Origin of the sequence: Arthrobacter sp. UM1, from assembly GCF_020483305.1 — a bacterium.
Lineage (GTDB): Bacteria > Actinomycetota > Actinomycetes > Actinomycetales > Micrococcaceae > Falsarthrobacter.
This window is the reverse complement of sequence record NZ_JACWAB010000001.1, coordinates 512,047-533,201: the sequence shown is the minus strand read 5'-3', so window position 1 is coordinate 533,201 and position 21,155 is coordinate 512,047. Positions and strand designations below refer to the sequence as shown.

At 70.3% G+C, this 21,155-nt stretch carries 24 protein-coding genes and 4 tRNA genes; 21 read left to right on the top strand and 7 right to left on the bottom strand.

Translation table 11 applies throughout. The features are described from left to right. Positions 1–13: 13 nt before the first annotated feature. Positions 14–421: a peptide-methionine (R)-S-oxide reductase MsrB gene (gene msrB, locus H9I38_RS02470; RefSeq protein ID WP_226337032.1), complete on the bottom strand. Its 408-nt coding sequence runs from the start codon at positions 419–421 to the stop codon at positions 14–16. 88 nt (positions 422–509) lie between these two features. Between msrB and H9I38_RS02465 the strand changes: the two genes are divergently transcribed. Next, the gene (locus tag H9I38_RS02465) at positions 510–1,814 is read left to right on the top strand and encodes an alpha/beta hydrolase family protein (protein ID WP_226337031.1); all 1,305 of its coding nucleotides are present in this window, start codon (positions 510–512) and stop codon (positions 1,812–1,814) included. On the opposite strand, the gene H9I38_RS02460 is transcribed toward H9I38_RS02465, so the two are convergent. After that, entirely contained in the window at positions 1,811–2,242 is a 432-nt protein-coding gene (locus H9I38_RS02460) for a SufE family protein (protein ID WP_226337030.1), read from the bottom strand. The two genes, H9I38_RS02465 and H9I38_RS02460, sit on opposite strands and share 4 nt — an antisense overlap. 26 nt (positions 2,243–2,268) lie before the next feature. Next, positions 2,269–3,165 carry a sulfurtransferase gene (locus H9I38_RS02455; protein WP_226337029.1) on the bottom strand — a complete coding sequence of 299 codons (897 nt, stop codon included), beginning with the start codon at positions 3,163–3,165 and terminating at the stop codon, positions 2,269–2,271. A 179-nt stretch (positions 3,166–3,344) separates the two neighbouring features. On the opposite strand from H9I38_RS02455, the gene zapE reads away from it, so the two are divergent. Next, positions 3,345–4,400, top strand: a complete 1,056-nt coding sequence (zapE, locus tag H9I38_RS02450; RefSeq protein WP_226337028.1) for a cell division protein ZapE — start codon at positions 3,345–3,347, stop codon at positions 4,398–4,400. Between the two features lie 236 nt (positions 4,401–4,636). Here the strand turns inward: zapE and H9I38_RS02445 are convergent. From H9I38_RS02445 to H9I38_RS02430, 4 genes are all read right to left on the bottom strand, one after another. Beyond that, positions 4,637–4,713: transfer RNA gene (locus H9I38_RS02445), tRNA-Gly, on the bottom strand. A gap of 34 nt (positions 4,714–4,747) precedes the next feature. Next, a tRNA-Val gene (locus H9I38_RS02440) sits at positions 4,748–4,819 on the bottom strand. 109 nt (positions 4,820–4,928) lie between these two features. Continuing rightward, positions 4,929–5,002 (bottom strand) — tRNA-Cys (locus H9I38_RS02435). A gap of 37 nt (positions 5,003–5,039) precedes the next feature. Next, positions 5,040–5,113: transfer RNA gene (locus H9I38_RS02430), tRNA-Gly, on the bottom strand. A gap of 167 nt (positions 5,114–5,280) precedes the next feature. On the opposite strand from H9I38_RS02430, the gene H9I38_RS02425 reads away from it, so the two are divergent. The 19 genes from H9I38_RS02425 to lgt all read left to right on the top strand — a co-directional run bounded on the left by H9I38_RS02425 (position 5,281) and on the right by lgt (position 20,985). Next, positions 5,281–6,147, top strand: a complete 867-nt coding sequence (locus tag H9I38_RS02425; protein WP_226337027.1) for a PD-(D/E)XK nuclease family protein — start codon at positions 5,281–5,283, stop codon at positions 6,145–6,147. Positions 6,148–6,216: 69 nt separating this feature from the next. Beyond that, positions 6,217–6,825, top strand: a complete 609-nt coding sequence (def, locus tag H9I38_RS02420; RefSeq protein ID WP_226337026.1) for a peptide deformylase — start codon at positions 6,217–6,219, stop codon at positions 6,823–6,825. Beyond that, positions 6,822–7,817, top strand: coding sequence for a methionyl-tRNA formyltransferase (locus tag H9I38_RS02415; RefSeq protein ID WP_226337025.1), 996 nt, complete (start codon positions 6,822–6,824; stop codon positions 7,815–7,817). The genes def and H9I38_RS02415 overlap by 4 nt, the downstream gene beginning before the upstream one ends. Continuing rightward, positions 7,814–9,337, top strand: coding sequence for an RsmB/NOP family class I SAM-dependent RNA methyltransferase (locus tag H9I38_RS02410; RefSeq protein ID WP_226337024.1), 1,524 nt, complete (start codon positions 7,814–7,816; stop codon positions 9,335–9,337). Before H9I38_RS02415 ends, H9I38_RS02410 begins: the two co-directional genes overlap by 4 nt. Next, a complete protein-coding gene (gene rpe, locus H9I38_RS02405) occupies positions 9,321–10,007 on the top strand; it encodes a ribulose-phosphate 3-epimerase (protein ID WP_226337023.1) in 687 nt (228 codons plus the stop codon). Before H9I38_RS02410 ends, rpe begins: the two co-directional genes overlap by 17 nt. Next, the gene (gene ribD, locus H9I38_RS02400; protein WP_226337022.1) at positions 10,004–11,092 is read left to right on the top strand and encodes a bifunctional diaminohydroxyphosphoribosylaminopyrimidine deaminase/5-amino-6-(5-phosphoribosylamino)uracil reductase RibD; all 1,089 of its coding nucleotides are present in this window, start codon (positions 10,004–10,006) and stop codon (positions 11,090–11,092) included. The genes rpe and ribD overlap by 4 nt, the downstream gene beginning before the upstream one ends. 9 nt (positions 11,093–11,101) lie before the next feature. After that, positions 11,102–11,767: a riboflavin synthase gene (locus H9I38_RS02395; protein WP_226337021.1), complete on the top strand. Its 666-nt coding sequence runs from the start codon at positions 11,102–11,104 to the stop codon at positions 11,765–11,767. Position 11,768: 1 nt separating this feature from the next. Then, the gene (ribB, locus tag H9I38_RS02390; RefSeq protein ID WP_226337020.1) at positions 11,769–13,049 is read left to right on the top strand and encodes a 3,4-dihydroxy-2-butanone-4-phosphate synthase; all 1,281 of its coding nucleotides are present in this window, start codon (positions 11,769–11,771) and stop codon (positions 13,047–13,049) included. A 57-nt stretch (positions 13,050–13,106) separates the two neighbouring features. Next, on the top strand, positions 13,107–13,586 hold the full coding sequence (ribH, locus tag H9I38_RS02385) for a 6,7-dimethyl-8-ribityllumazine synthase (protein WP_226337019.1): 480 nt from the start codon (positions 13,107–13,109) through the stop codon (positions 13,584–13,586). Positions 13,587–13,593: 7 nt separating this feature from the next. Continuing rightward, complete coding sequence (locus H9I38_RS02380; RefSeq protein ID WP_226337018.1) at positions 13,594–13,863, top strand: phosphoribosyl-ATP diphosphatase; 270 nt, start codon at positions 13,594–13,596, stop codon at positions 13,861–13,863. A gap of 22 nt (positions 13,864–13,885) precedes the next feature. Next, positions 13,886–14,731: an ATP phosphoribosyltransferase gene (gene hisG / locus H9I38_RS02375; protein WP_226337017.1), complete on the top strand. Its 846-nt coding sequence runs from the start codon at positions 13,886–13,888 to the stop codon at positions 14,729–14,731. Positions 14,732–14,771: 40 nt separating this feature from the next. After that, entirely contained in the window at positions 14,772–15,590 is an 819-nt protein-coding gene (hisF, locus tag H9I38_RS02370; RefSeq protein WP_226337016.1) for an imidazole glycerol phosphate synthase subunit HisF, read from the top strand. Further along, positions 15,587–15,961: a phosphoribosyl-AMP cyclohydrolase gene (hisI, locus tag H9I38_RS02365; protein WP_226337015.1), complete on the top strand. Its 375-nt coding sequence runs from the start codon at positions 15,587–15,589 to the stop codon at positions 15,959–15,961. The genes hisF and hisI overlap by 4 nt, the downstream gene beginning before the upstream one ends. Continuing rightward, positions 15,958–16,653, top strand: a complete 696-nt coding sequence (locus tag H9I38_RS02360; RefSeq protein ID WP_226337014.1) for a Trp biosynthesis-associated membrane protein — start codon at positions 15,958–15,960, stop codon at positions 16,651–16,653. Before hisI ends, H9I38_RS02360 begins: the two co-directional genes overlap by 4 nt. Before the next feature lie 120 nt (positions 16,654–16,773). Then, the gene (locus H9I38_RS02355; protein WP_226337013.1) at positions 16,774–17,010 is read left to right on the top strand and encodes an HGxxPAAW family protein; all 237 of its coding nucleotides are present in this window, start codon (positions 16,774–16,776) and stop codon (positions 17,008–17,010) included. Positions 17,011–17,024: 14 nt separating this feature from the next. Continuing rightward, positions 17,025–17,825, top strand: a complete 801-nt coding sequence (gene trpC, locus H9I38_RS02350; protein WP_226337012.1) for an indole-3-glycerol phosphate synthase TrpC — start codon at positions 17,025–17,027, stop codon at positions 17,823–17,825. A gap of 60 nt (positions 17,826–17,885) precedes the next feature. Then, entirely contained in the window at positions 17,886–19,163 is a 1,278-nt protein-coding gene (trpB, locus tag H9I38_RS02345; protein WP_226337011.1) for a tryptophan synthase subunit beta, read from the top strand. Further along, a complete protein-coding gene (gene trpA / locus H9I38_RS02340; RefSeq protein WP_226337010.1) occupies positions 19,160–19,984 on the top strand; it encodes a tryptophan synthase subunit alpha in 825 nt (274 codons plus the stop codon). Before trpB ends, trpA begins: the two co-directional genes overlap by 4 nt. A 14-nt stretch (positions 19,985–19,998) precedes the next feature. Next, positions 19,999–20,985: a prolipoprotein diacylglyceryl transferase gene (gene lgt / locus H9I38_RS02335; RefSeq protein ID WP_226337009.1), complete on the top strand. Its 987-nt coding sequence runs from the start codon at positions 19,999–20,001 to the stop codon at positions 20,983–20,985. Positions 20,986–21,155 lie beyond the last annotated feature (170 nt).

Here is a 21,155-nt window from a genome sequence, read left to right as displayed (position 1 = left end):
GCGGGTGCTTCCGTCAGCCCTCCGGCGTCTCCTCGAGCCTCACGCTGATCGAGTTGATGCAGTAGCGCAGGTCAGTGGGCGTGTCGTACCCCTCGCCCGCGAAGACGTGACCCATGTGCGAGTGGCAGGCCGAGCACCGCACTTCCACGCGCTCCATGCCGAGCGTCGAGTCCTTGAGGTACTCCACCCGGTCTTCGGCGAGCGGCGCGAAGAAGCTCGGCCAGCCGCAGTGGGAGTCGAACTTCTGCTGGGACCGGAAGAGCTCCTGGCCGCAGGCGCGGCACGCGTAGACGCCCTCCGCGTGCGAGTCCCAGTACTCGCCGGTGAACGGCGCCTCCGTCCCCGCCTCGCGGAGCACCCGGTACTCCTCGGGGGTGAGGCGGCGCCGCCATTCGTCGTCGTGCACTGGCTCGTGTTCCATGGCTTCAGCCTCCTCGAGAGGCGCGGCGGGGCGCAAGCGGATCGGCGGCCGGCTTAACCGTCCCGGCCCGCTGGGCCACAATGGTGGCATGCCGAATCTCGACGACCTCACCCCGTCCCGCCCTCTCCTCGCCCGCCTGACCGGGTCCTCGCGCCGCCGAGCCGACGCGCGGCCGGCCGGCGAGAGCGTGAAGTACGCGGCCATCGGCCTTGCGGCGGGGGCCGGGGTCTCCTCCCTCGTGGCGGGCTCGGCTGCGTCGCTCGGGGCGTACTTCGCCCGCCAGGTGATCGTGCCGGCGCGCATGAGGATCCCGGACACCGAGATCCTCGCCGTCATCGACGCGGGCAGCGGGCGGAAGGAGATCGTCCTCGGCGCGACGGACGACACGGTGGTCCCCGGCCGCTACGGTCTGTGGTTCGACGGCGGCCAGGGGTTCGCCCGCATCGGCGAGATCACCGAGCACGAGCCGGGCGAGGGGACCGTGACCCGCGAGCTGCTCTCCGTGGACGCCGGCGACATCTCGCAGGCGCCGAACGGCTCCTGGACCGGGGTGCAGTCTGTGGATCCGGAGAGCCTCGGACTGCCCCTCGAGCACCACACGGTCCCCGTGGAGGGCGGCGCCGCTCCGGCCTGGTGGTTCCCGGCCGGGTCGGAGACAGAGGAGAGGCTTGCCGCCGTTCTCATCCACGGACGCGGCGCGAGCCGCGCGGAATGCCTCCGCGCGGTCCCTGCGCTCCACGCCCTCGGCATCTCGTGCCTCGTCATCTCCTACAGGAACGACGGCGAGGCGCCTGCGGCGCCCGACGGACGCTACGCCCTCGGCGGCACGGAGTGGCATGACGTGGACGCGGCCATCCTGCACGCCAAGGCCCAGGGGGCTTCGGGCATCGTCCTCGTCGGCTTCTCGATGGGCGGCGCCATCGCCCTCCAGACGAACGACCGCTCGGTCAACGCAGGGGACATCCGGGCGCTCATCCTGGACGGGCCCGTCATCAACTGGGTGGACGTCCTCGCCCATCACGCCCAGATCCACCGCATTCCGCCGCACGTGGGACGGCTCGCCCAGTGGCTGCTCACCAACCGGGCCGGCCGGCGCATCACGGGTCTCGCCGCACCGCTCAACCTCAAGGCGATGAACTGGGTGGAGCGTGCGGACCAGCTGCGGACGCCGACCCTCATCCTCCACTCGGCCGACGACGAGTTCGTCCCCTACGGCCCGTCCGCCGCGCTGGCGGACGCCAACGCGGAGATGGTCACGCTGGAGCGCTTCACGGTCGCACGGCACACCAAGGAGTTCAACGTGGACCCGGACCGCTGGAACAAGGCCGTGAGCCGCTGGCTGCGCCGGACGCTGGAAGCGCGGCGGTCCCCGATGTCCTACCGGGCGGGCTAGCCGAGCTCGCGCACGCCGCGCTTGATCCGGCCGAGCATGGCCGTCATGCCTCGCAGACGCAGCGGGGTGATGGCCCGCTCGAGCCCGAGCTGGTGCGGCATGTCGTCCGGCACGGCGAGGATCTCCTCTTCCGTGAGCCCGTTGAGCCCCTCGTGGAGGACCGAGGCGAAGCCTCGCGTCGTCGGCGCCTCGGGGGGCGCGGAGAAGTAGAGGGCGACGGCGCCGGAGTCCTCGCGCTCCACCGTGAGGAAGAGCGGGGACTGGCACTCGACGACCTGCTCGAGCAGCTCCGGGTGCTCCGCGAAGCGCTCGGGCAGCTCGGGCAGGCTCTCCGAGAACTCCAGGAGCAGCTCGAGGCGCTCGGCCTCGGAGATGCCCTGGAAGTCCTCGATGATCTCCTGCAGGGCGCTGGGGATCTGGGTGGTCACGGGGTGGGATTCCTCTCGGACGGCTGTCAGGCTGCTGCGCCGGGGTTCTCGCCGCGGGCGATCGGGACGCGGATGGCGTTGCCCCACTCGGTCCACGAGCCGTCGTAGTTCCGGACGTCCTCGAAGCCGAGGAGGTGCTTGAGCACGAAGTACGTGTGGCTGGAGCGCTCGCCGATGCGGCAGTACGCGGTGACGGGGGAGCCCGGCTCGAGTCCGGCGCCCTTCATGTAGATCTCCTCGAGCTCGGCGCGGCCCTTGAAGGTCGAGTCCTCGTTGGCCGCCTTGGACCACGGGACGGAGGCCGCCGTCGGGATGTGGCCGCCGCGCAGAGCGCCCTCCTCCGGGTAGTTCGGCATGTGCGTGCGCTCGCCCGTGTACTCCTGCGGGGAGCGGACGTCGATGAGCGGGCGCGATCCGATCGCGTCCCGCACGTCGGGGAGGAAGGCGCGGATCACGGAGTCGTCGCGCTCGACGACGGGGTAGTCGGCGGGGGACGGCTGCGGCTTCTCGCGAGTGAGCTCGCGGCCCTCGGCCGCCCAGAGGTCGCGGCCGCCGTCGAGGAGGCGGACGTCCTTGTGGCCGAACAGCTCGAACACCCAGAGGGCGTACGCGGCCCACCAGTTGGACTTGTCGCCGTAGATGACCACGGTGCTGTCCCGGGAGACGCCCTTGGCGGACATGACCTCGGCGAACTGCCGGCCGTTCACGATGTCTCGCGTCACCGGATCGGTGAGCTCCGTGTGCCAGTCGATCTTGACCGCACCCGGGATGTGGCCCGTCTCGTAGAGGAGGATGTCCTCGTCCGACTCGAGGAGCACGAGTCCCGGATCGTTCCGGTGCTTGAGGAGCCATTCGGCGGAGACGAGGCGCTCAGGGTGCGCGTACTCCGCGAAGCGGGGGGAGTCGTCGACGGGAAGTGCCATGATGCTGAGTCCTTCTCTCTTGCGCGAATACGTGAGGCTCAAGTGCCTTTATTCTAGGGCGCGGGCCTGCCGCCCGATAGTAAGGCAAGGCTGGGCGGTGCCGTACCCTGGTACGGGCGCCGGGACACAGAGCCCCGGCGCGCTCACGCCGCAGCAGTCCCCCAACCGTTAGGACCCCGATGGCTCCTCAGCCTCATGAGTTCGTGCACCTCGTCGACCGTTTCCCGAAGGTGACCACTGACGAGCTGCTCGCGGGGCTCGCGCCCTCTCCTCGCTTCCAGAACGTGTCTTTCGACACCTATATTCCCGATCCGAGCCAGCCCTCGCAGGCCGAGGCGGTCGAGCGGCTGCGGCGCTTCGCGGCCGAGGTCGGAGGCAGGCCCTCGGACGGCGGCTTCTTCGGGCGGATGTTCGGCAAGAAGGCTCCGAAGGGCCCCACCGGAATCTATCTCGACGGCGGCTTCGGCGTCGGGAAGACCCACCTGCTCGCTTCGCTCTTCCACGCGGTTGAGGGCAAGGCGGCGTTCGGCACGTTCGTCGAGTACACGAACCTCGTCGGGGCCCTGTCCTTCCGCAAGGCGGTGGAGGCCCTGTCCCAGTACTCCCTGGTCTGCATCGACGAGTTCGAGCTCGACGACCCGGGGGACACCGTCCTCATGTCCCGCCTCATGCGGGAGCTCTCTGACGCCGGTGTGAAGCTCGCCGCGACGAGCAACACCCTCCCGGGCTCGCTCGGGGAGGGGCGGTTCGCGGCCGAGGACTTCAAGCGCGAGATCCAGGCGCTCGCCAGCCAGTTCGAGGTGCTGAGGATCGACGGCGAGGACTACCGGCACCGCGGCCTCCCGACGCCTCCGACGCCCATCGACGACGCGCTCCTCGACGATCCCGAGGCGCATCTGCGCGAGGACTTCGGCACGGTGGTGGCGCTCGACGACTTCGACGCCCTCCTGGCGCATCTCAACCAGGTCCATCCGAGCCGGTACCGCCAGCTCATCGAGGGCGTCAACGGCGTCGTCTGGCGGAACGTGACGACGATCGAGAGCGACGCCACGGCGCTGCGCCTCGTGGTCCTCGCCGACCGGCTCTACGACCTGGACGTTCCGGTGCTCTCCTCGGGCGTGCCCTTCGACCGGCTGTTCACCGAGCGCATGCTCAAGGGCGGATACCTCAAGAAGTACTACCGTGCGATCTCGCGGCTGACCGCCATGGCCCGCGCCGGCGGAGCCGAGGGGTAGGCGCCGCCGAGTCGCGTTCGGCGGCCGCGGACGGCGGCCCGCGGACGGCGGGGTCCTGCTCGGGGACCCCGCCGTCCGCTGGGCTGCCGCGCATCATGAGAAAAGAGGCACGAAAAAAGGGACCCTTATAAGGGGCCCCTTTTACAAGGTCTTCATCAGGCTGATCCACAGATCAACATTCGTCTGCGGAGGCTCACTCTCACCGGCGACGCCCCGCGGAGCCTGATTCTGTTGAATGGAGCGGATGACGGGATTCGAACCCGCGACATCCACCTTGGCAAGGTGGTGCTCTAGCCAGCTGAGCTACATCCGCATGAAAATTGACACGAAACCGTGCCGCTTTTCAGTGCGCGATACTGGGATCGAACCAGTGACCTCTTCCGTGTCAGGGAAGCGCGCTACCGCTGCGCCAATCGCGCTCAACACACTTTGTTCAGTGCGTTTTGCAACCTGTCTAGTCTATCAGACTGAGATCAGAACCTCCAAACGCCGTCCTGCTGAGAGAACAGCTGCTTCGAGAGCCAGACCTGGAGGTGGGGACGGGATTCGAACCCGCGTATACGGCTTTGCAGGCCGCTGCCTCGCCTCTCGGCCACCCCACCATGATCACGCCGAAGCGTGGTCCGGAGAGGTCCAGCGAGCGGATGACGGGATTCGAACCCGCGACATCCACCTTGGCAAGGTGGTGCTCTAGCCAGCTGAGCTACATCCGCATGGCACGTGTTCACGGTCCGGCTTTTCAGCCTTCCGTGCTCTGTGCAACGAGTAAGAACTCTATCCGCTTCCTTCCTCAAAGACAAAATCTGAAGGCTCTCGCGTGTTGCGGCGGCGTCTGCTGCGTCGCCTTAGAGTGTCCGGGCCATGTGCCAAGCTTGAGGACATGACCACACCCCGCCTCGCCACGGCCACGGACTTCGGCCGGATGTATGCCCGCTCTGTCGCGTCGGAGCCCCGCGTGCCCTCGATCACCACGGTCATCTCTCAGCAGCCGATGGACCTGGGCGGGTGGCACGGCTACATGGCGGCCAAAGATCTGGCGGACAATCCCCGCCTTGATGCCGCTCTCGGACGGCCTGCGGAGCTTCGCCGTCTGGTGAGCCAGGCTGCGGGCGCCGCCGAGCGCTACCGGGACGCGGCGTCGGAGCGCGGAGACCGAGTGCACGAGTACTGCGAGCAGGCGGCTCTGCGAGCCATGGGGCGCTCCCACAGCGCCGAGGAGGCGAGGGAACGCCTCCGCGAGCACGGAGAAGAGCGGTACGCGGAGCAGTTCGAGCGCTGGTTCGAGGAGTTCGGGGTGGAGCCGCTGGCCGCAGAGGTGACCGTGTGGAACGAGACCGTGGGCTACGCGGGAACCCTGGATCTCGTGGCCCGCATCGGAGGCCATGTCTGCCTCGTGGACTACAAGACCAAAGGCACAGACCGGGCGGGGCGGGTCAAGCCCGTGGACCCCAAGGTCGTCATGCAGCTGGTTGCAGGCCTCAAGGCCGAGGAGCAGGTGGTGGACGCGGAAGCGGGCACCTGGGAACCCTGGTCGTATCCCGAGGCCACGGTTCTCATGGGTGTCGCCGTCGGGGAGACGGAGGTGCGGCCCTGGCGCGCCCGCCCGGAGCACCTGCCGCAGCACTGGCATCAGTTCGTCGCGCTGCGCCGTTCGTGGGAGACCGCCAGGCGCGTGGCCGAGCTCGGCGAGCCGCTCCTCGAGCTGCCTCCGCCCGTGAGGTCTCTGACCGTCCCCGCCGTAGACTGACAGTCCAGAGGTGGACGGCCGAGGCCACCAGAAACACGCCCGTCGAAGAGTCAGAGAGTTCCGCACACCGTGACTGTCCTGCCCATCCGTCTTGTGGGAGATCCCGTCCTCCGCGCCGCCGCCGAGCCCGTGCCGGCCGGCAGCGAGCGTCTTGAGAGCCTGCTCGCAGACATGTTCGAGACGATGGACGCCGTCAGCGGCGTGGGACTCGCGGCCCCACAGATCGGGGTGGGTCTGCGGGTCTTCACCTATGACGACCATGCCGGGCACCGCGGGCACTGCATCAACCCTCAGATCGAGACGCTCGGTTCAGAGACCCGGGCAGACGAGGTCCGCGAAGGGTGCCTCTCCGTTCCCGACATCTCAGGAGTCGTCGAACGCGCAGAGCGGGTCCGCCTCACCGGTGTGCAGTCGGACGGCTCGGCCGTGGACATCGTCGCGGACGGCCTGCTGAGCACCATCTTCCAGCACGAGACGGATCACCTCGAGGGCCGCCTGTTCGTGGACCGGCTCCGCGGCGAGGCGAAGAGGGAGGCCATGAGGAGACTCCGCTCATCCGCCTACTCGGCTGCAGGGCGGGGCCTTGCGGAATCGCGGTCCCGTCAGACGTCCAGCGCCTTCGGGTCCGGCCTGGCCGCTCAGGGATCCGCTTTCGGAGTGAAGGGAGCTGGGAAATGAGCCGCACTCCGCTCCGGATTCTCTTCGCGGGCACTCCGGCCAACGCCGCCGAGTCCCTGCGCCAGGTCTCATCTGCCCTCGAGGGGCATGAAGACACCGCTGTCCTCGTCGGCGTGCTGACGCGCGAGGACGCCCCGGTGGGACGCAAACGGGTGCTGACCCCTTCTCCGGTGGCCCAGACCGCAGAGTCGCTCGGCCTCCCCGTGATCAAGGCCAATCGGCTGACGGCTGACGTTCTCGAGCAGGTCCGGTCCCTGGAAGCGGATGCCTCGCTCGTCGTCGCGTACGGGGCCATGCTTCGGAGGGACGCTCTCGGAGCCCTTCCGCTCGGCTGGTACAACCTCCACTACTCCCTGCTGCCAGATCTCCGGGGCGCCGCTCCTGTCCAGTGGGCGCTGATCCGCGAGCGGGAGAAGACGGGCGTCACCCTCTTCCGGATCGACGAAGGCCTGGACACCGGACCTGTGCTCGGCACCTGGGAGACTCCCGTGGGCCCCGCCGAGAGCGCGGGAGAGCTGCTGGAGCGGCTCACCGCAGAGGGAAGCGCTCTCGCCGTCCGCTTCCTGCTCTCGCTGTCGGAGGACCGGTCCCTCGCGGACTCAGGGGAGGAGCAGGACGAGGAGCCAGCGTCCGAGTACGCGCCGAAGCTCACGGCGCAGGACGGACTGCTTGACCCTGGGACGTCCGCGGCCGAGGCCTTCTCCCGTGCACGCGGCACCACGCCGGCCCCCGGGCCGTGGATGCGGCTCAACGGCGAGAAGTTCAAGATCGCGAAGGTCTGCGGCGTTGAGCGCGGCGCACCCTCGGGCGGAGGCGCCGCTGTCCCGCCGGGGTCGGTCACGGCCCATGAGCGAGGGATCGCCATCGCATTCAGCGACGGCGCCCTCGTCGTCGAACGCGTCCAGCCGGCTGGAAAGAAAGAGATGTCCGCGAAGGACTGGCTGCGAGGAGTGCAGGCGGGACGCGGGGAAAACGTGAGGTTGACGTCATGAGCCAGGAGAACGTGCGCCGGAATGACAAGGGACGCACTCGCAACCGGGGAGGCGAGCGGCACTTCTCAGCGCAGGCGCCCTCGGCCCGTCGGCGGACTGCGGACCCGGCCAGGCTGACCGCCTTCGAAGTGCTCGAGGCGGTGAGCAGGGATGACGCGTATGCGAACCTCGTGCTCCCCTCGCGGATTCGCAGGAACCGGCTGGACCGGCGCAGCGCCGGCCTCGCCACTGAGCTCACCTACGGCTCCCTGAGGTGGTCTGGCACCTATGACCAGATCCTGGCGGAGTGCATTGACCGTCCCCTTGAGGATGTGGACCCCTCGATCGTCAACGCGCTGCGGCTCGGCGCCCATCAGCTTCTCAACATGCGCGTTCCGCACCACGCCGCCCTCTCGGAGACGGTGGCGCTCGTGCGGGAGCAGATCGGAGCCGGCCCGTCCGGCTTCGCCAACGCCGTTCTGCGCCGGGTGAGCGAGACGAGCCGAGAGGACTGGCTGACGCTGCTTGAGGCGAAGGCGCCGAGCGAGGCGGCCGCGCTCGGCGTCGAGTTCGCCCACCCGGAGTGGATCGTGAGGGCCCTTCGGCAGTCGCTCTCCGTGCACGGCTGCCAGCCGGACGAGCTCCCGGCCCTGCTCGAGGCGGACAACGCGGCCCCCGCAGTCAGCCTCGTGGCGCTGCCCGGGCTCGGAACGCTGGACGAAGCCCTGGACGCCGGCGCCGAGCCCGGGGATCTGGTTGAGTCCAGCGCCCTCATGTCCCACGGGGACGTCGGCCGTCTCCGGAGCGTTGCCGAGGGAGTCGTCCGAGTCCAGGACGCGGGGTCTCAGCTGGTGGCGCGGGCTCTGGCCGCGGCGCCTGTCTCCAGCTCTCCCGAGGGCGCGGGGGAGCCGGAGACCTGGCTGGACGCCTGCGCTGGCCCCGGAGGCAAGGCCGCCCTGCTGGCCGCCCTCGCGGAGGCCACGGGAGGCTATCTTGACGCGAACGAGCCCCAGGAGCACAGAGCGGACCTCGTGGAGCGGGCCCTCGGCCCTGTGGACCCGGGCGTCTGGCGGATTCGCGTGGGAGACGCGCGGGAGATCGGCGGGATCCTCCCGAACGAGTATGACCGTGTGCTCGTCGACGTGCCCTGCTCGGGCCTCGGGGCCCTCCGCCGCCGCCCTGAGTCGCGCTGGCGGCGCTCTCCCCACGACATCGCCGAGCTCGGGCCGCTGCAGCGCGAGATCCTCGAGTCCGCGCTCGCCGCCGTCAAGCCCGGAGGCGTGGTGGCCTACGTGACCTGTTCGCCTCACCCGGCGGAGACGCGGGCAGTGGTGGACGATGTCCTCGGCTCGTACCGCGAGCAGGGGATGACGCTGCGGCGCCTCTCTGCGCGGGAAGCGCTCGAGCGGGTGGCCCTGAAGCCGCTCTTCGACGGCGTCGAAGACGGACTGGACGCCCAGCTGTGGCCGCACCGCCACGGAACGGACGCCATGTTCATGTCCCTGCTGACCAAGGAGACCGCGCATGACGCAGAGCAGTGAAGTGCTGAAGAGCACGATCCATCCCAGCATCCTCTCGGCGGACTTCACCCGGCTCGCGGAGGAGCTTGCGCGGATCCAGTCGGCGGACGCGGTGCACGTGGACGTCATGGACCAGCATTTCGTCCCCAACCTCACGCTCGGACTTCCGGTCGTAGAGCGGCTGGCCGCTGTCAGTCCGCTGCCGCTGGACGTCCACCTCATGATCGAGGACGCGGACACATGGGCGCCCCGCTACGCAGAAGCAGGCGCACACTCCGTCACGTTCCACGCCGAGGCCGCCAAGGCGCCGCTCAGGCTCGCCCGCGAGCTGAGGAAGGCCGGCGCGAGGTCCGCCATGGCTCTGAAGCCCACCACGGACCTGCGCCCGTTCCTGCCTGTCCTCGACGAGCTGGACATGCTGCTCGTCATGACGGTGGAGCCCGGGTTCGGGGGGCAGCCCCTCATCGAGTCGGTCATCCCCAAGATCCGGGAGGCCGCTCGCGCGGCTGAGGGCCGGGGGATCGCCGTCCAGGTGGACGGTGGCGTCAGCGCGGAGACCATCGCCCGCCTCGCCGAGGCGGGGGCCACGAGCTTCGTGGCCGGAAGCGCCGTCTACGGAGCGGACGACCCCGACTCGGCTGTGAAGGAGCTGCGCTCCGCAGCGAATGCGGCTCGCGGCGGACTGGCGTGACCTTCCTCCCAGAGGACGAGCGGCTCATGAGGCGGGCCCTCGAGCTGGCGGCGCGCGGCCCAGCCGGGGCCAACCCGCGTGTGGGTGCTGTCATCGCAGATCCCCACGGGCGCATCCTCGGCGAGGGCTGGCATCACGGCGCAGGAACGCCCCACGCCGAGCCCACCGCCATCGCGGACGCAGCCCGCAGGGGAGAGGATCTCCGCGGCGCGCGGATGCTGGTCACCCTGGAGCCGTGCAACCACACCGGCAGGACGGGCCCCTGCAGCGAGGCCGTCGTCGAAGCAGGCCTCGGCTCGCTTGTGTATGCCGCACCAGACCGCACCCCTCAGGCCCGCGGCGGGGCGGAAGCGCTCCGGCACGCAGGACTCGAGGTGACCGCAGGGCTGCTCGAGGCCGAGTCGGAGCGCCTCAACCGCAGATGGAGCCTGCGCATGTCGGAAGGCCGGCCCTTCGTGACGGCCAAGCTCGCCACCTCCCTCGACTACGCGATGGCGGCCGCGGACGGCTCGAGCCAGTGGATCACCTCCGAGGAGTCGCGCCGTCACGCCCAGTCGCTGCGCAGACGTGTGGACGCGATCCTGGTGGGCACGGGCACGGTCCTCGCGGACAACCCGAGGCTGACCGCCAGGGAGGACGACGGCGACGACGCGGTGCGGCAGCCCCTGCGCGTCGCCGTCGGCCTCCGCGAGGTACCCGCCGGCGCGGCGATCCGCGGAGAGGACGGGCGCTTCCGCCACGTGCGGACGAGAGACCCGCGCGAAGCCCTCCGCGTGCTGGCCGCAGAGGGAGCGGAGCATGTGATGCTCGAAGGCGGCCCGCAGCTGCTGGGTGCGTTTCTCGATGCCGGCCTGGTCGACGAGACCTGGCACTACCTGGCCCCGATGCTCATTCCGGGCGGGCGCGCAGCTTCAGCCCGTACAGCCGCGGCGAGCCTGTCAGACGCGGACCGGATGGTCCTCGAGAGCGTCGAGCGCATCGGCCCGGACGTTCTGCTCCGCTCGCAGACGCTGGACAGCCCGGACCGAGGCGGACCCGCCAGCCCAGCCCCGCCCGCCCAAGACCCCACCGCGCATGAGAAGTGAGGAAGACCCATGTTCACCGGAATCGTGACTGAGCGGGGACGCGTCGTGAGCGTCGTCCCCGACCCGCTCTCGGACACCGCTGCCATCACCGTGGAGGCCCCGGGGTCCGTCGAGGGGCTGCCCCTCGGCGGGTCTGTCGCCGTCAACGGCGTGTGCCTCACGGCCACGTCCGTCGAGGGCGGGCGCTTCAGCGCCGTCGCCATCGGGGAGACGCTCCGGCTCACCACCACGGGGGAGCGCCAGCCCGGTGACCTCGTCAACCTCGAGCGGTGCGTCGCGCCGGGCGGCCACCTCGACGGGCACGTTGTCCAGGGCCATGTGGACGGCGTGGGGGCCCTGGTCTCCAGGACGCGCGAAGGCCGCTGGGACCTCCTGCGCTTCAGCCTTCCCCCGCGGCTCGCCCCGTACCTGGCCACGAAGGGGTCGATCGCGGTGGACGGGGTCTCCCTGACCGTGACCGGCGTCTCCGATCCGGGCGATCCCGAGCCCTGGTTCGAGGTGGGGCTCATCCCTGCCACGCTCGAGGAGACGGGCCTCGGTGCACTCGAGGCGGGAAACGCAGTTAACCTAGAGGTTGACGTTCTGGCGAAGTACGCCGAGCGCCTCCTTGCCTTCGCCCGTGCCGGAGCCGATGCCCCGGAGCGGGGCCCCCGCACCACGACAGAACGAGAGTGACGTGACCGACGAGCCGCTGAACGACGACATCCTCCTCGACTCCGTGGAGGACGCCGTCGAGGCGATGCGCAGGGGCGAGATGGTCGTCGTCGTCGACGACCTGGACCGCGAGAACGAGGGCGACATCATCGTGGCCGCGGACGCCGTCACCGAGGCGACCATGGGCTTCATGATCCGGTACACGTCCGGGGTTCTCTGCGTGCCCATGCCCGCCGAGCGCGCGGACCTGCTCGGGCTGCCGCCGATGGTGGAGCGCAACGAGGACAAGAAGGGCACGGCCTACACGGTCTCGTGCGACGCCGCCGAGGGCGTCAGCACGGGGATCAGCGGCCATGACCGCGCGCTCACCGCGCGAGCGCTCGCGCATCCCGGGTCGACGGCGACGGCGCTCTCCCGTCCCGGCCACATGTTCCCCCTGCGCGGCTCGGAGGGAGGCGTCTTCACGCGGCGCGGCCACACGGAGGCGTCGATCGACCTCGCCCGGCTCGCGGGCCGCGAGCCGGTGGCGGTCATCGCCGAGCTGAACGACGACGAGGGCCGGATGATGCGCCTGCCGCAGCTGCGGGAGTTCGCCGATCTCCACGGCCTGCCGCTCATCTCGATCGAGGACCTGGTCCGCTATCGCGAGCGGACCGAGCCCGCGGAGCGGCTCGCCGCGCCTCGCCCCGCCGAGCATCCCGGCCTGCCGCGGGTGACGCGCACCGAGACGGTCGCGCTGCCGACGCGGTTCGGCGTGTTCGAGGCGATCGGCTGGCGGCAGGAGGACGGCACCGAGCACATGACGGTCACCGCTCCCGCTCCTGAAGGGGTCGAGCCCGCACCGCCGCTCGTCCGCGTGCACTCCGAGTGCCTCACGGGGGACGTGTTCGGCTCTCACCGGTGCGACTGCGGCGAGCAGCTCGCAGCCTCCCTCGGCATGATCCGCGAGTTCGGCGGCACCGTGGTCTACGTCCGCGGACACGAGGGGCGGGGGATCGGCCTCTTCGAGAAGCTCCGCGCCTACGCCCTGCAGGACGAGGGCATGGACACCCTGGACGCCAATGTGCGGCTGGGCTTCCCCGCGGACGCCCGGGACTACGCGAACACCGCGGCCATCCTGCACGCCCTGGGCCTGACGGACATCACGCTCATCACCAACAATCCGGACAAGACCGAGCAGCTCTCTCAGCTGGGAATCCGCGTGGCGGGGACTCGTCCGTGCTTCGTGGGGGCGCGTCCGGAGAATGAGCGCTACCTTCGCACGAAGGCCGAGCGCATGCGGCACGACCTGCCGAACCTCTAAGCTCGAAACCGGGCCGAAGCCCGCTCACACCCGACGAACACCGCAAAGGAGCCCTGCATGGCATCGCACGGCGCGCCCGCAGCAGACCTGACCGAACTCTCCGAGGACGCCCTGGGCGTCAAGGTGGCGATCCTGGCGGGCACCTGGCATGCGCAGGTCATGGACGGCCTCATCGCCGGCGCTCGGCGGGGCGCCGAGGACGCGGGCCTGAGCGCCGACCTCTACCGGGCCCCCGGCGCCTTCGAGCTGCCCGTCCTCGCCTCCGCGCTGCTGCGCCGGTACGACGCCGTCGTCGCGCTCGGCGTCGTGATCCGCGGAGGCACGCCTCACTTCGAGTACGTCTGCAACGCCGCCACGGACGGCCTCACCCGCGTGGCCCTCGACGCCGGCAAGCCCGTCGGGTTCGGCGTGCTCACCGTGGACAACGAGCAGCAGGCCCTGGACCGGGCAGGGCTCGAGGACAGCCGGGAGGACAAGGGATACGAGGCCATGGCCGCCGCCCTTGAGACCGCCGTCGCCCTGAAGAAGCTGGCCTAGGAGCGCGATGGGCAAGAAGACATTCGAGTCCCTGTTCCAGGAGCTCAGCAGGAAGGCCGCTGAGCGGCCCGAGGGGTCGGGAACCGTTCGCGAGCTGGACGCCGGCGTCCACTTCATCGGCAAGAAGCTCGTCGAGGAGGCCGCCGAGACGTGGATGGCCGCCGAGCACGAGTCCGAGGAGGCCTTCCTCGAAGAGGCCTCCCAGCTGCTGTACCACCTGCAGTGCATGGTCATCGCGAAGGGCAAGACCCTCGATGACGTGTACGCGTACCTCTGAGCCCGAGAGCGAGTCGACACCCATGCTGCGAGTAGCCGTTCCGAACAAGGGGGCCCTCTCCGAGAAGGCCTCGTCCATGCTCCGCGAGGCGGGGTACCGCCAGAACCGGGACCGCCGGGAGCTCGTGCTCCACGACCCGGAGAACGACGTCGAGTTCTTCTTCCTGCGCCCGCGGGACATCGCCGTGTACGTGGGCCAGGGCATCCTGGACCTCGGGATCACCGGGCGCGACCTCTTCAAGGACGCGGAGGTCCGCGCGGAGGAGGTCATGCCGCTCGGCTTCGGCCGCTCCTCCTTCCGCTTCGCCGCGCCGGAAGGCCGCTTCAGCTCGGCGGACGAGCTGGAGGGAGCGCGGATCGCCACGAGCTACGAGCACATCCTGCGCCGGCACCTCGATGAGCAGGGCATCTCTGCGAGCATCGTCCGGCTCGACGGCGCCGTCGAGTCCTCGATCAAGCTCGGCGTGGCCGATGCGATCGCGGACGTCGTCGAGACGGGCAACACGCTGCGCGCCGCCGGAATGTGCGTGTTCGGAGAGTCGATTCTGGACTCGGAGGCGATCGTCATCGCCCGGCCCGAGACCGCTGACTCCGAGCAGGTGGGCGTCATGCTGCGCCGCCTGCAGGGCGTCCTCGTGGCCCAGCAGTACGTCATGCTGGACTACGACGTCCACAACGACAGCCTCGAGGCCGCCACGAAGCTCACCCCGGGGCTGGAGTCGCCCACGGTCTCGCCGCTCCAGGACCGCAACTGGTCCGCTGTCCGCTCCATGGTGCTGCGCAAGGACACCAACCAGATCATGGACGCCCTCTACGCCGCGGGCGCACGGGCCATCCTCGTCACGCCCATCCACGCGTGCCGCATCTGACCGGGCACCGGACGCACTGACATGAAGCAGAAGCACTGACATGACGCAGAAGACAGCAGCTCAGAGCCCGCCCCGGTCCGGCGTGGCCGTCCGGGTCATCGCCTGCCTCGACGTCGCCGCCGGCCGCGTGGTCAAGGGCGTCAACTTCGAGAACCTCCGGGACGCGGGGGATCCCGTGGAGCTCGCGGAGCGCTACGGCCGCCTCGGCATCGACGAGGTGACCTTCCTGGACGTGACGGCCTCCACGGAGGAACGGGACACGATGTACGAGGTGGTCCACCGCGCGGCCGGGGAGGTCTTCATCCCCCTGACCGTCGGCGGAGGAGTCCGCTCTGCCGAGGACGTGGACCGCCTGCTCCGGGCGGGTGCAGACAAGGCGTCTGTGAACACCGCCGCGGTGCGCCGGCCAGAGCTCATCGACGAGATCTCGCGCCGGTTCGGCTCGCAGGTGCTCACCCTCTCGCTCGACGTCCGCCGCAGCGCGGACACGCCGTCCGGCTTCGAGGTCACCGTCAAGGGCGGACGCGAGGGGACGGGCCGCTGCGCGGTCGAATGGGCCGTCGAGGCCGAGCGGCGCGGGGTGGGGGAGATCCTCCTCAACTCCATCGACGCGGACGGAACCCGGAGCGGATTCGACACCGAGATGATCGCCGCGTTCCGCGCAGCGGTCTCCGTCCCGATCATCGCCTCGGGCGGTGCAGGCGAGCCGTCTCACTTCCCGGCCGCTGTCCAGGCGGGAGCCGACGCCGTGCTCGCGGCGAGCGTCTTCCACTTCGGACCCGACGGCATGGTCGCGGACGTCAAGCAGGCCCTCCACGAGGCGGGGTTCGCGGTCCGGCGGGCCGGGAGCGGCACGTGACCCCAGAGGAGCAGGAGCCCCTGGACCCGGCGATCGCGGCGCGCCTCAAGCGGGACGAGCAGGGCCTGGTCGCCGCCGTCGTCCAGCAGTTCGACACGCGGGAGGTCCTCATGCTCGGATGGATGGACGAGGAGGCCCTGCGCCGCACCCTGACCACGAGCCGCGTGACGTTCTTCTCCCGCTCCCGCCAGGAGTACTGGCGCAAGGGGGACACCTCCGGCCACGTCCAGTGGGTCAAGAGCGTCTCGATCGACTGCGACGGCGACGCGCTCCTCGTCGAGGTGGACCAGGTGGGAGCAGCGTGCCACACGGGCACTCGCACCTGCTTCACCTCCAGAGAGCTCGAGGCCGTGAAGGGAGAACGGGAATGACCAAAGGGCGCAGCATCCTCCTGCTGACGGCCGTCGCCGCGGCGGTGCTCCTCATGGCCACGCAGACCTGGGTCAATGTGCGCCTCCCGGACACGGGCGTGACGCAGAAGGCGCTGACGGTCGCCGGGACGGACGCCTCGCGGCCGATCACGGCCCTCGCCGTCGTCGCCATGGCCGCCTCGGTGGCCTCGGCCGTTGCGGGGCGGATCGCGAGGACGGTCTCGCTCGCTCTCGTGGCCGTCTCGCTCGGCATCGCCTCCGCCCTGGCGTTCGTCGTCATCGGGGATCCGACGGCGGCCGCCTCGACGAAGATCGCGGAGCGCATCGGCCTCTCCGGCGAGACGTCCGGGGCGACGGCACAGGTCACCGCCTGGCCCGCGGTCGCAGGGGCGACGGCGGCTCTCGGGGCCCTGCTCGCGCTGGCCGTGCTCGTCATGAGCCGCCGGTGGACCGTGACGGCCAAGTACCAGGCGGCGCCCCAGGACCAGACCGCTGGCTCGGCCACGGGGGACTCCGTGGAGCCGGAGCCCGGCTCGTCCTCGGGTCGCGTGAGAGAGCGCGGCGGCCAGGGCGGCAGTGCCGAGGACAGGCGAGAGGCCGTTCAGCGCGGAAGCCGGGCGGCGGGGTCCAGGCAGGCCCAGTCGATCGACGACTGGGACGATCTCACCCGGGGCGACGATCCCACGGCCTAGCCGCTCCCGCGGCGCGAAACGTCGGGGGACTGGTCCCTGCTGTCACCCGGAGGCCCGCGTGAGTGGCACAATTGGAGGAGAAGACTCTTGAGCGTCGAGGACGCCACTCGAAAGGACACCATGAGCCAGAACATCCATGCTGAGCCCGTCGGACACGGCAACAGCCCGGCGGCGTGGACCCTCGTCTTCATCATGATGATCGGCGCGGGCATCGCATCCGTGGCCTTCTGCCTTGCGAACGCGATGCTCTTCTGGATCGGCATCGCGGTCATGGGCCTCGGCGTCGTCGTCGGCATCGTCATGAAGAAGGCGGGCTACGGCGTCAACGGCCACAAGCTCACCCACAGCGGCCACTGAGCCGCCTCCCCGGCATGAGCGTTCTCGACTCGATCGTCGACGGCGTCCGCGAGGACCTCGCGCGGCGCCGTTCGTCGGTCTCTGCCGCCCAGCTGGAGCAGCGGATCGCTGACCAGCCGCCGGCGCGCGACGCCCTCGCGGCCCTCCGCGCTGACGGCCCGGACCTCATGCACGTCATCGCCGAGGTCAAGCGGAAGTCCCCGTCCAAGGGGGCTCTCGCGGACATCCCGGCACCGGCCGAGCTCGCCGCGGCCTACGAGCGAGGCGGAGCCAACGTGGTCTCGGTCCTCACGGAGGAGCGCCGCTTCGGCGGGTCGCTCGACGACCTGGACGCCGTGCGGGCCGCGGTGGACCTCCCCGTCCTGCGCAAGGACTTCATGGTGGACGAGTACCAGTTCCTCGAGGCGCGCGCACACGGGGCGGACCTCGTCCTGCTCATCGTGGCCGCGTTGGACGAGGTGCAGCTGAGGGACTTCCACCAGCTGGCTCGCAGCCTCGGCATGAGGGCTCTCGTCGAGGCCCACACCGAGGCGGAGGTCGAGCGGGCAGCGGAGCTCGGCGCCGAGATCGTGGGCGTCAACGTCCGCAACCTCAAGACCCTCGAGGTGGACCTCTCCGTCTACGAGCGTCTGGCCAGCGGCCTCCCGGAATCGGTCGTCAAGGTGGCCGAGTCCGGCGTGTCGGGCCTGCATGACGTCGAGGCCTTCGGGGCCCAGGGCGCCAATGCCGTGCTCGTGGGAGAGGCGCTCGTCAAGCACGCCCAGCCCGAGGAGACCGTCCGGGAGTTCCGCCGGGTCTCCGTCTCTCATCCCTGACGCCGCCCCGTTCCCGGAGAACGGAGAGCAGCGTGAACACCGCCCATCAAGGAGCGCACCATGGAAGAAGCTCAGACCGTTCCCAGCGGCTCGCTGCGGCAGGCGCCCGGCCCCTATTTCGGCGAGTTCGGCGGCCGCTGGATGCCGGAGTCGCTCATCGCCGCGCTCGAGGAGCTGACTCAGACGTTCGAGGAGGCCAAGGAGGACTCTGAGTTCGTCGAGGAGCTCCACCGGCTGAACCGCGAGTATTCGGGGCGCCCCTCGATGCTAACCGAGGCGCCCCGGTTCGCCCAGCACGCGGGCGGCGTGCGGGTGTTTCTCAAGCGCGAGGATCTCAACCACACCGGATCGCACAAGATCAACAACGTCATCGGCCAGGTCCTCCTCGCCAAGCGGATGGGCAAGAGCCGCGTCATCGCTGAGACGGGCGCGGGCCAGCACGGCGTGGCGACGGCCACCGCTGCAGCGCTCATGGGCCTCGAGTGCGTCGTCTACATGGGGGCCGAGGACACAGAGCGCCAGGCCCTCAACGTGGCGCGCATGCAGCTCCTCGGAGCCAAGGTGGTCCCCGTCGAGATCGGCTCGCGCACGCTCAAGGACGCCATCAACGAGGCGCTGCGGGACTGGGTGGCCAACGTGGACACTACGCACTACGTCCTCGGCACGGCCGCGGGCGCGCACCCGTTCCCCGCGATGGTCCGCTACTTCCACGAGGTCATCGGGGAGGAGACCCGCGAGCAGATCCTCGACCTCACAGGCCGCCTGCCGGACGCGGTCTGCGCGTGCGTCGGAGGAGGCTCCAACGCGATCGGCATCTTCCACGGCTTCCTCGACGACGAGTCGGTGAAGCTCTACGGCCAGGAGGCCGGCGGCGACGGTGTGGAGACCGGACGCCACGCCGCCACCATCACCCTCGGCCGTCCCGGTGTCCTCCACGGGGCGCGCTCCTTCCTCATGCAGGACGAGGACGGCCAGACCGTCGAGTCCCACTCGATCTCCGCGGGTCTGGACTACCCGGGCGTCGGCCCGGAGCACTCCTACCTCGCCTCGATCGGCCGGGTCGTCTATGAGCCGATCACCGACGCGGAGGCGATGGAGGCCTTCTCCCTCCTCTGCAAGACCGAGGGCATCATCCCGGCCATCGAGTCCGCCCACGCGCTGGCCGGCGCCATCAAGGTCGGACACCGCCTCGCGGAGGAGCCGGATCCCGAGTCGCGCATCGTCGTCGTGAGCCTCTCGGGCCGCGGGGACAAGGACGTGCACACCGCCGGGCAGTACTTCGGCATCTTGGACGAGCAGGGCGAGATCGCCCAGATGAAGGACGGGGAAGAGGCATGAGCCCACAGCAGGTGACGGCCGCGTCGCGGATCGACGCGGCGAAGGCGGACGGGCGCTCGGCCCTCGTCGGCTACCTCCCGGCCGGTTTCCCCGACGTGGAGACCGGGATCCGGGCGGGCGTCGAACTCGCCCGCGGCGGCGCCGACATCATCGAGATCGGGATCCCGTACTCCGACCCGGTCATGGACGGCCCGGTCATCCAGGCGGCGACGACGGCGGCCCTCAAGGGCGGGTTCCGCGTCAAGAGCGTCTTCGACGTGGTCCGGGGGATCCGCGAGCAGACCGACGCCGCCGTGCTCGTCATGACGTACTGGAACCCCGTGGTCCAGTTCGGCGTGGACGCGTTCGCCAAGGCCCTGGCCGAGGCGGGCGGAGCCGGGCTCATCACCCCGGACCTCATCCCGGACGAGGCAGAGGAGTGGATGGAGGCGAGCGACCGCCACGGCCTCGAGCGCGTGTTCCTCGTTGCGCCGTCCTCGACTCCGGAGCGGATGAAGTCCACGGTGGCTGCCACGCGCGGCTTCGTCTACGCGGTCTCGATCATGGGCGTCACCGGCGCCCGGGAGGACGTCTCGGACGCCGCGGAGCGCGTCGTGGAGCGCGCCCGAGAGGCCGGTGCGGAGCGGGTCTGCGTGGGCCTCGGCGTGTCCAACGCCGGCCACGTCGCCGAGATCGGCGCCTACGCGGACGGCGTCATCGTGGGCACGGCGCTGGTCGCCGCCCTGCGCGACGGCGGACCCGAGGCCGTGGGCGCCCTCGCCGCAGACCTCGCGGAGGGGACGCGGCGCGCGCCCGCCTCCGAGACTCGGAACGACTCTTAGGAGAACCTCGCGACATGCTCCTCGCCGCGATTCCCTCGCCCGGCGTCAACGGCTTCAACGTCGGCCCGCTGCGCATCCACTTCTACGCGCTCTGCATCATCGTCGGGATCGTCCTGGCGCTCTGGATCACGGCCCGGCGCCTGCGGGCCCGCGGAGTGAACCCCGAGGTGGTGTACGACCTCGGGATGTGGTGCGTCCCGTTCGGCATCATCGGGGGACGGGCCTATCACGTCGTCTCGCACTGGCCCGACTACTTCGGCCCCGGCAAGGACCTCAGCGACGTCTTCAAGATCTGGGAGGGCGGCCTGGCGATCATGGGCGCCATCACCCTGGGCGCGGTGGGGGCGTGGATCGGTTGCCGGCGGTCGGGGCTGAAGATGAGCGCGTTCGCGGACGCCGCGGCCCCCGGCCTCCTCGTCGCCCAGGCGATGGGCCGGTGGGGGAACTGGTTCAACCAGGAGCTCTTCGGCGGCCCGACCACCCTGCCGTGGGGCCTCAGGATCGATCCGGCCAGCCCCAACTTCCCGGCAGGCCTGCCCGCCGACACGCTCTTCCACCCGACGTTCCTCTACGAGATGCTGTGGAACCTCGCCGGCGCCCTCTTCATCGTCCTCCTGGACCGGAGGCTGCGCTTCCGGCACGGCAGCGCGTTCTGGCTGTACGTCATGGTCTACTCCTTTGGCCGGTACCTCGTGGAGCACATCCGGATCGACCCGGCCGTGCACCTGACCGTCCTCGGCATCGACGATCGCATCAACTCGTGGGCCGCCGTGCTCATCTTCCTCATCGGGCTGGTCGGCTTCCTCGTCACCGTCCGGAGGACGCGCCGCGAGCGGCGGGATGCCGGACGGCTCGCGTCCGCTGCCTCGCACGGCTCCCACTCCCCGGAGGCGCGCGAGGAGGCGCTCGAGGAGGAGCGGACCTCACTCGAGGCCGGGTCTCCCTTCTCCCGTTTCGAGCGGGCGCGCTCACGGGGGATCGTGCTCGACGACAAGGTCTGATTGACAAGGTCTGATTCCCGAAGGCCAGGCTCGATTTCCGCACGGCGGCTGTGCACATCACGGCATGCCCACATCGCGGACGCAGCGGTGTCGCGATGTGACCCGTTGGTAGCCTGGTGCCCTGGTGAGCGGGCCCACACCCGCGAGCCTGCCGAGGAGCGTCCTCGGCG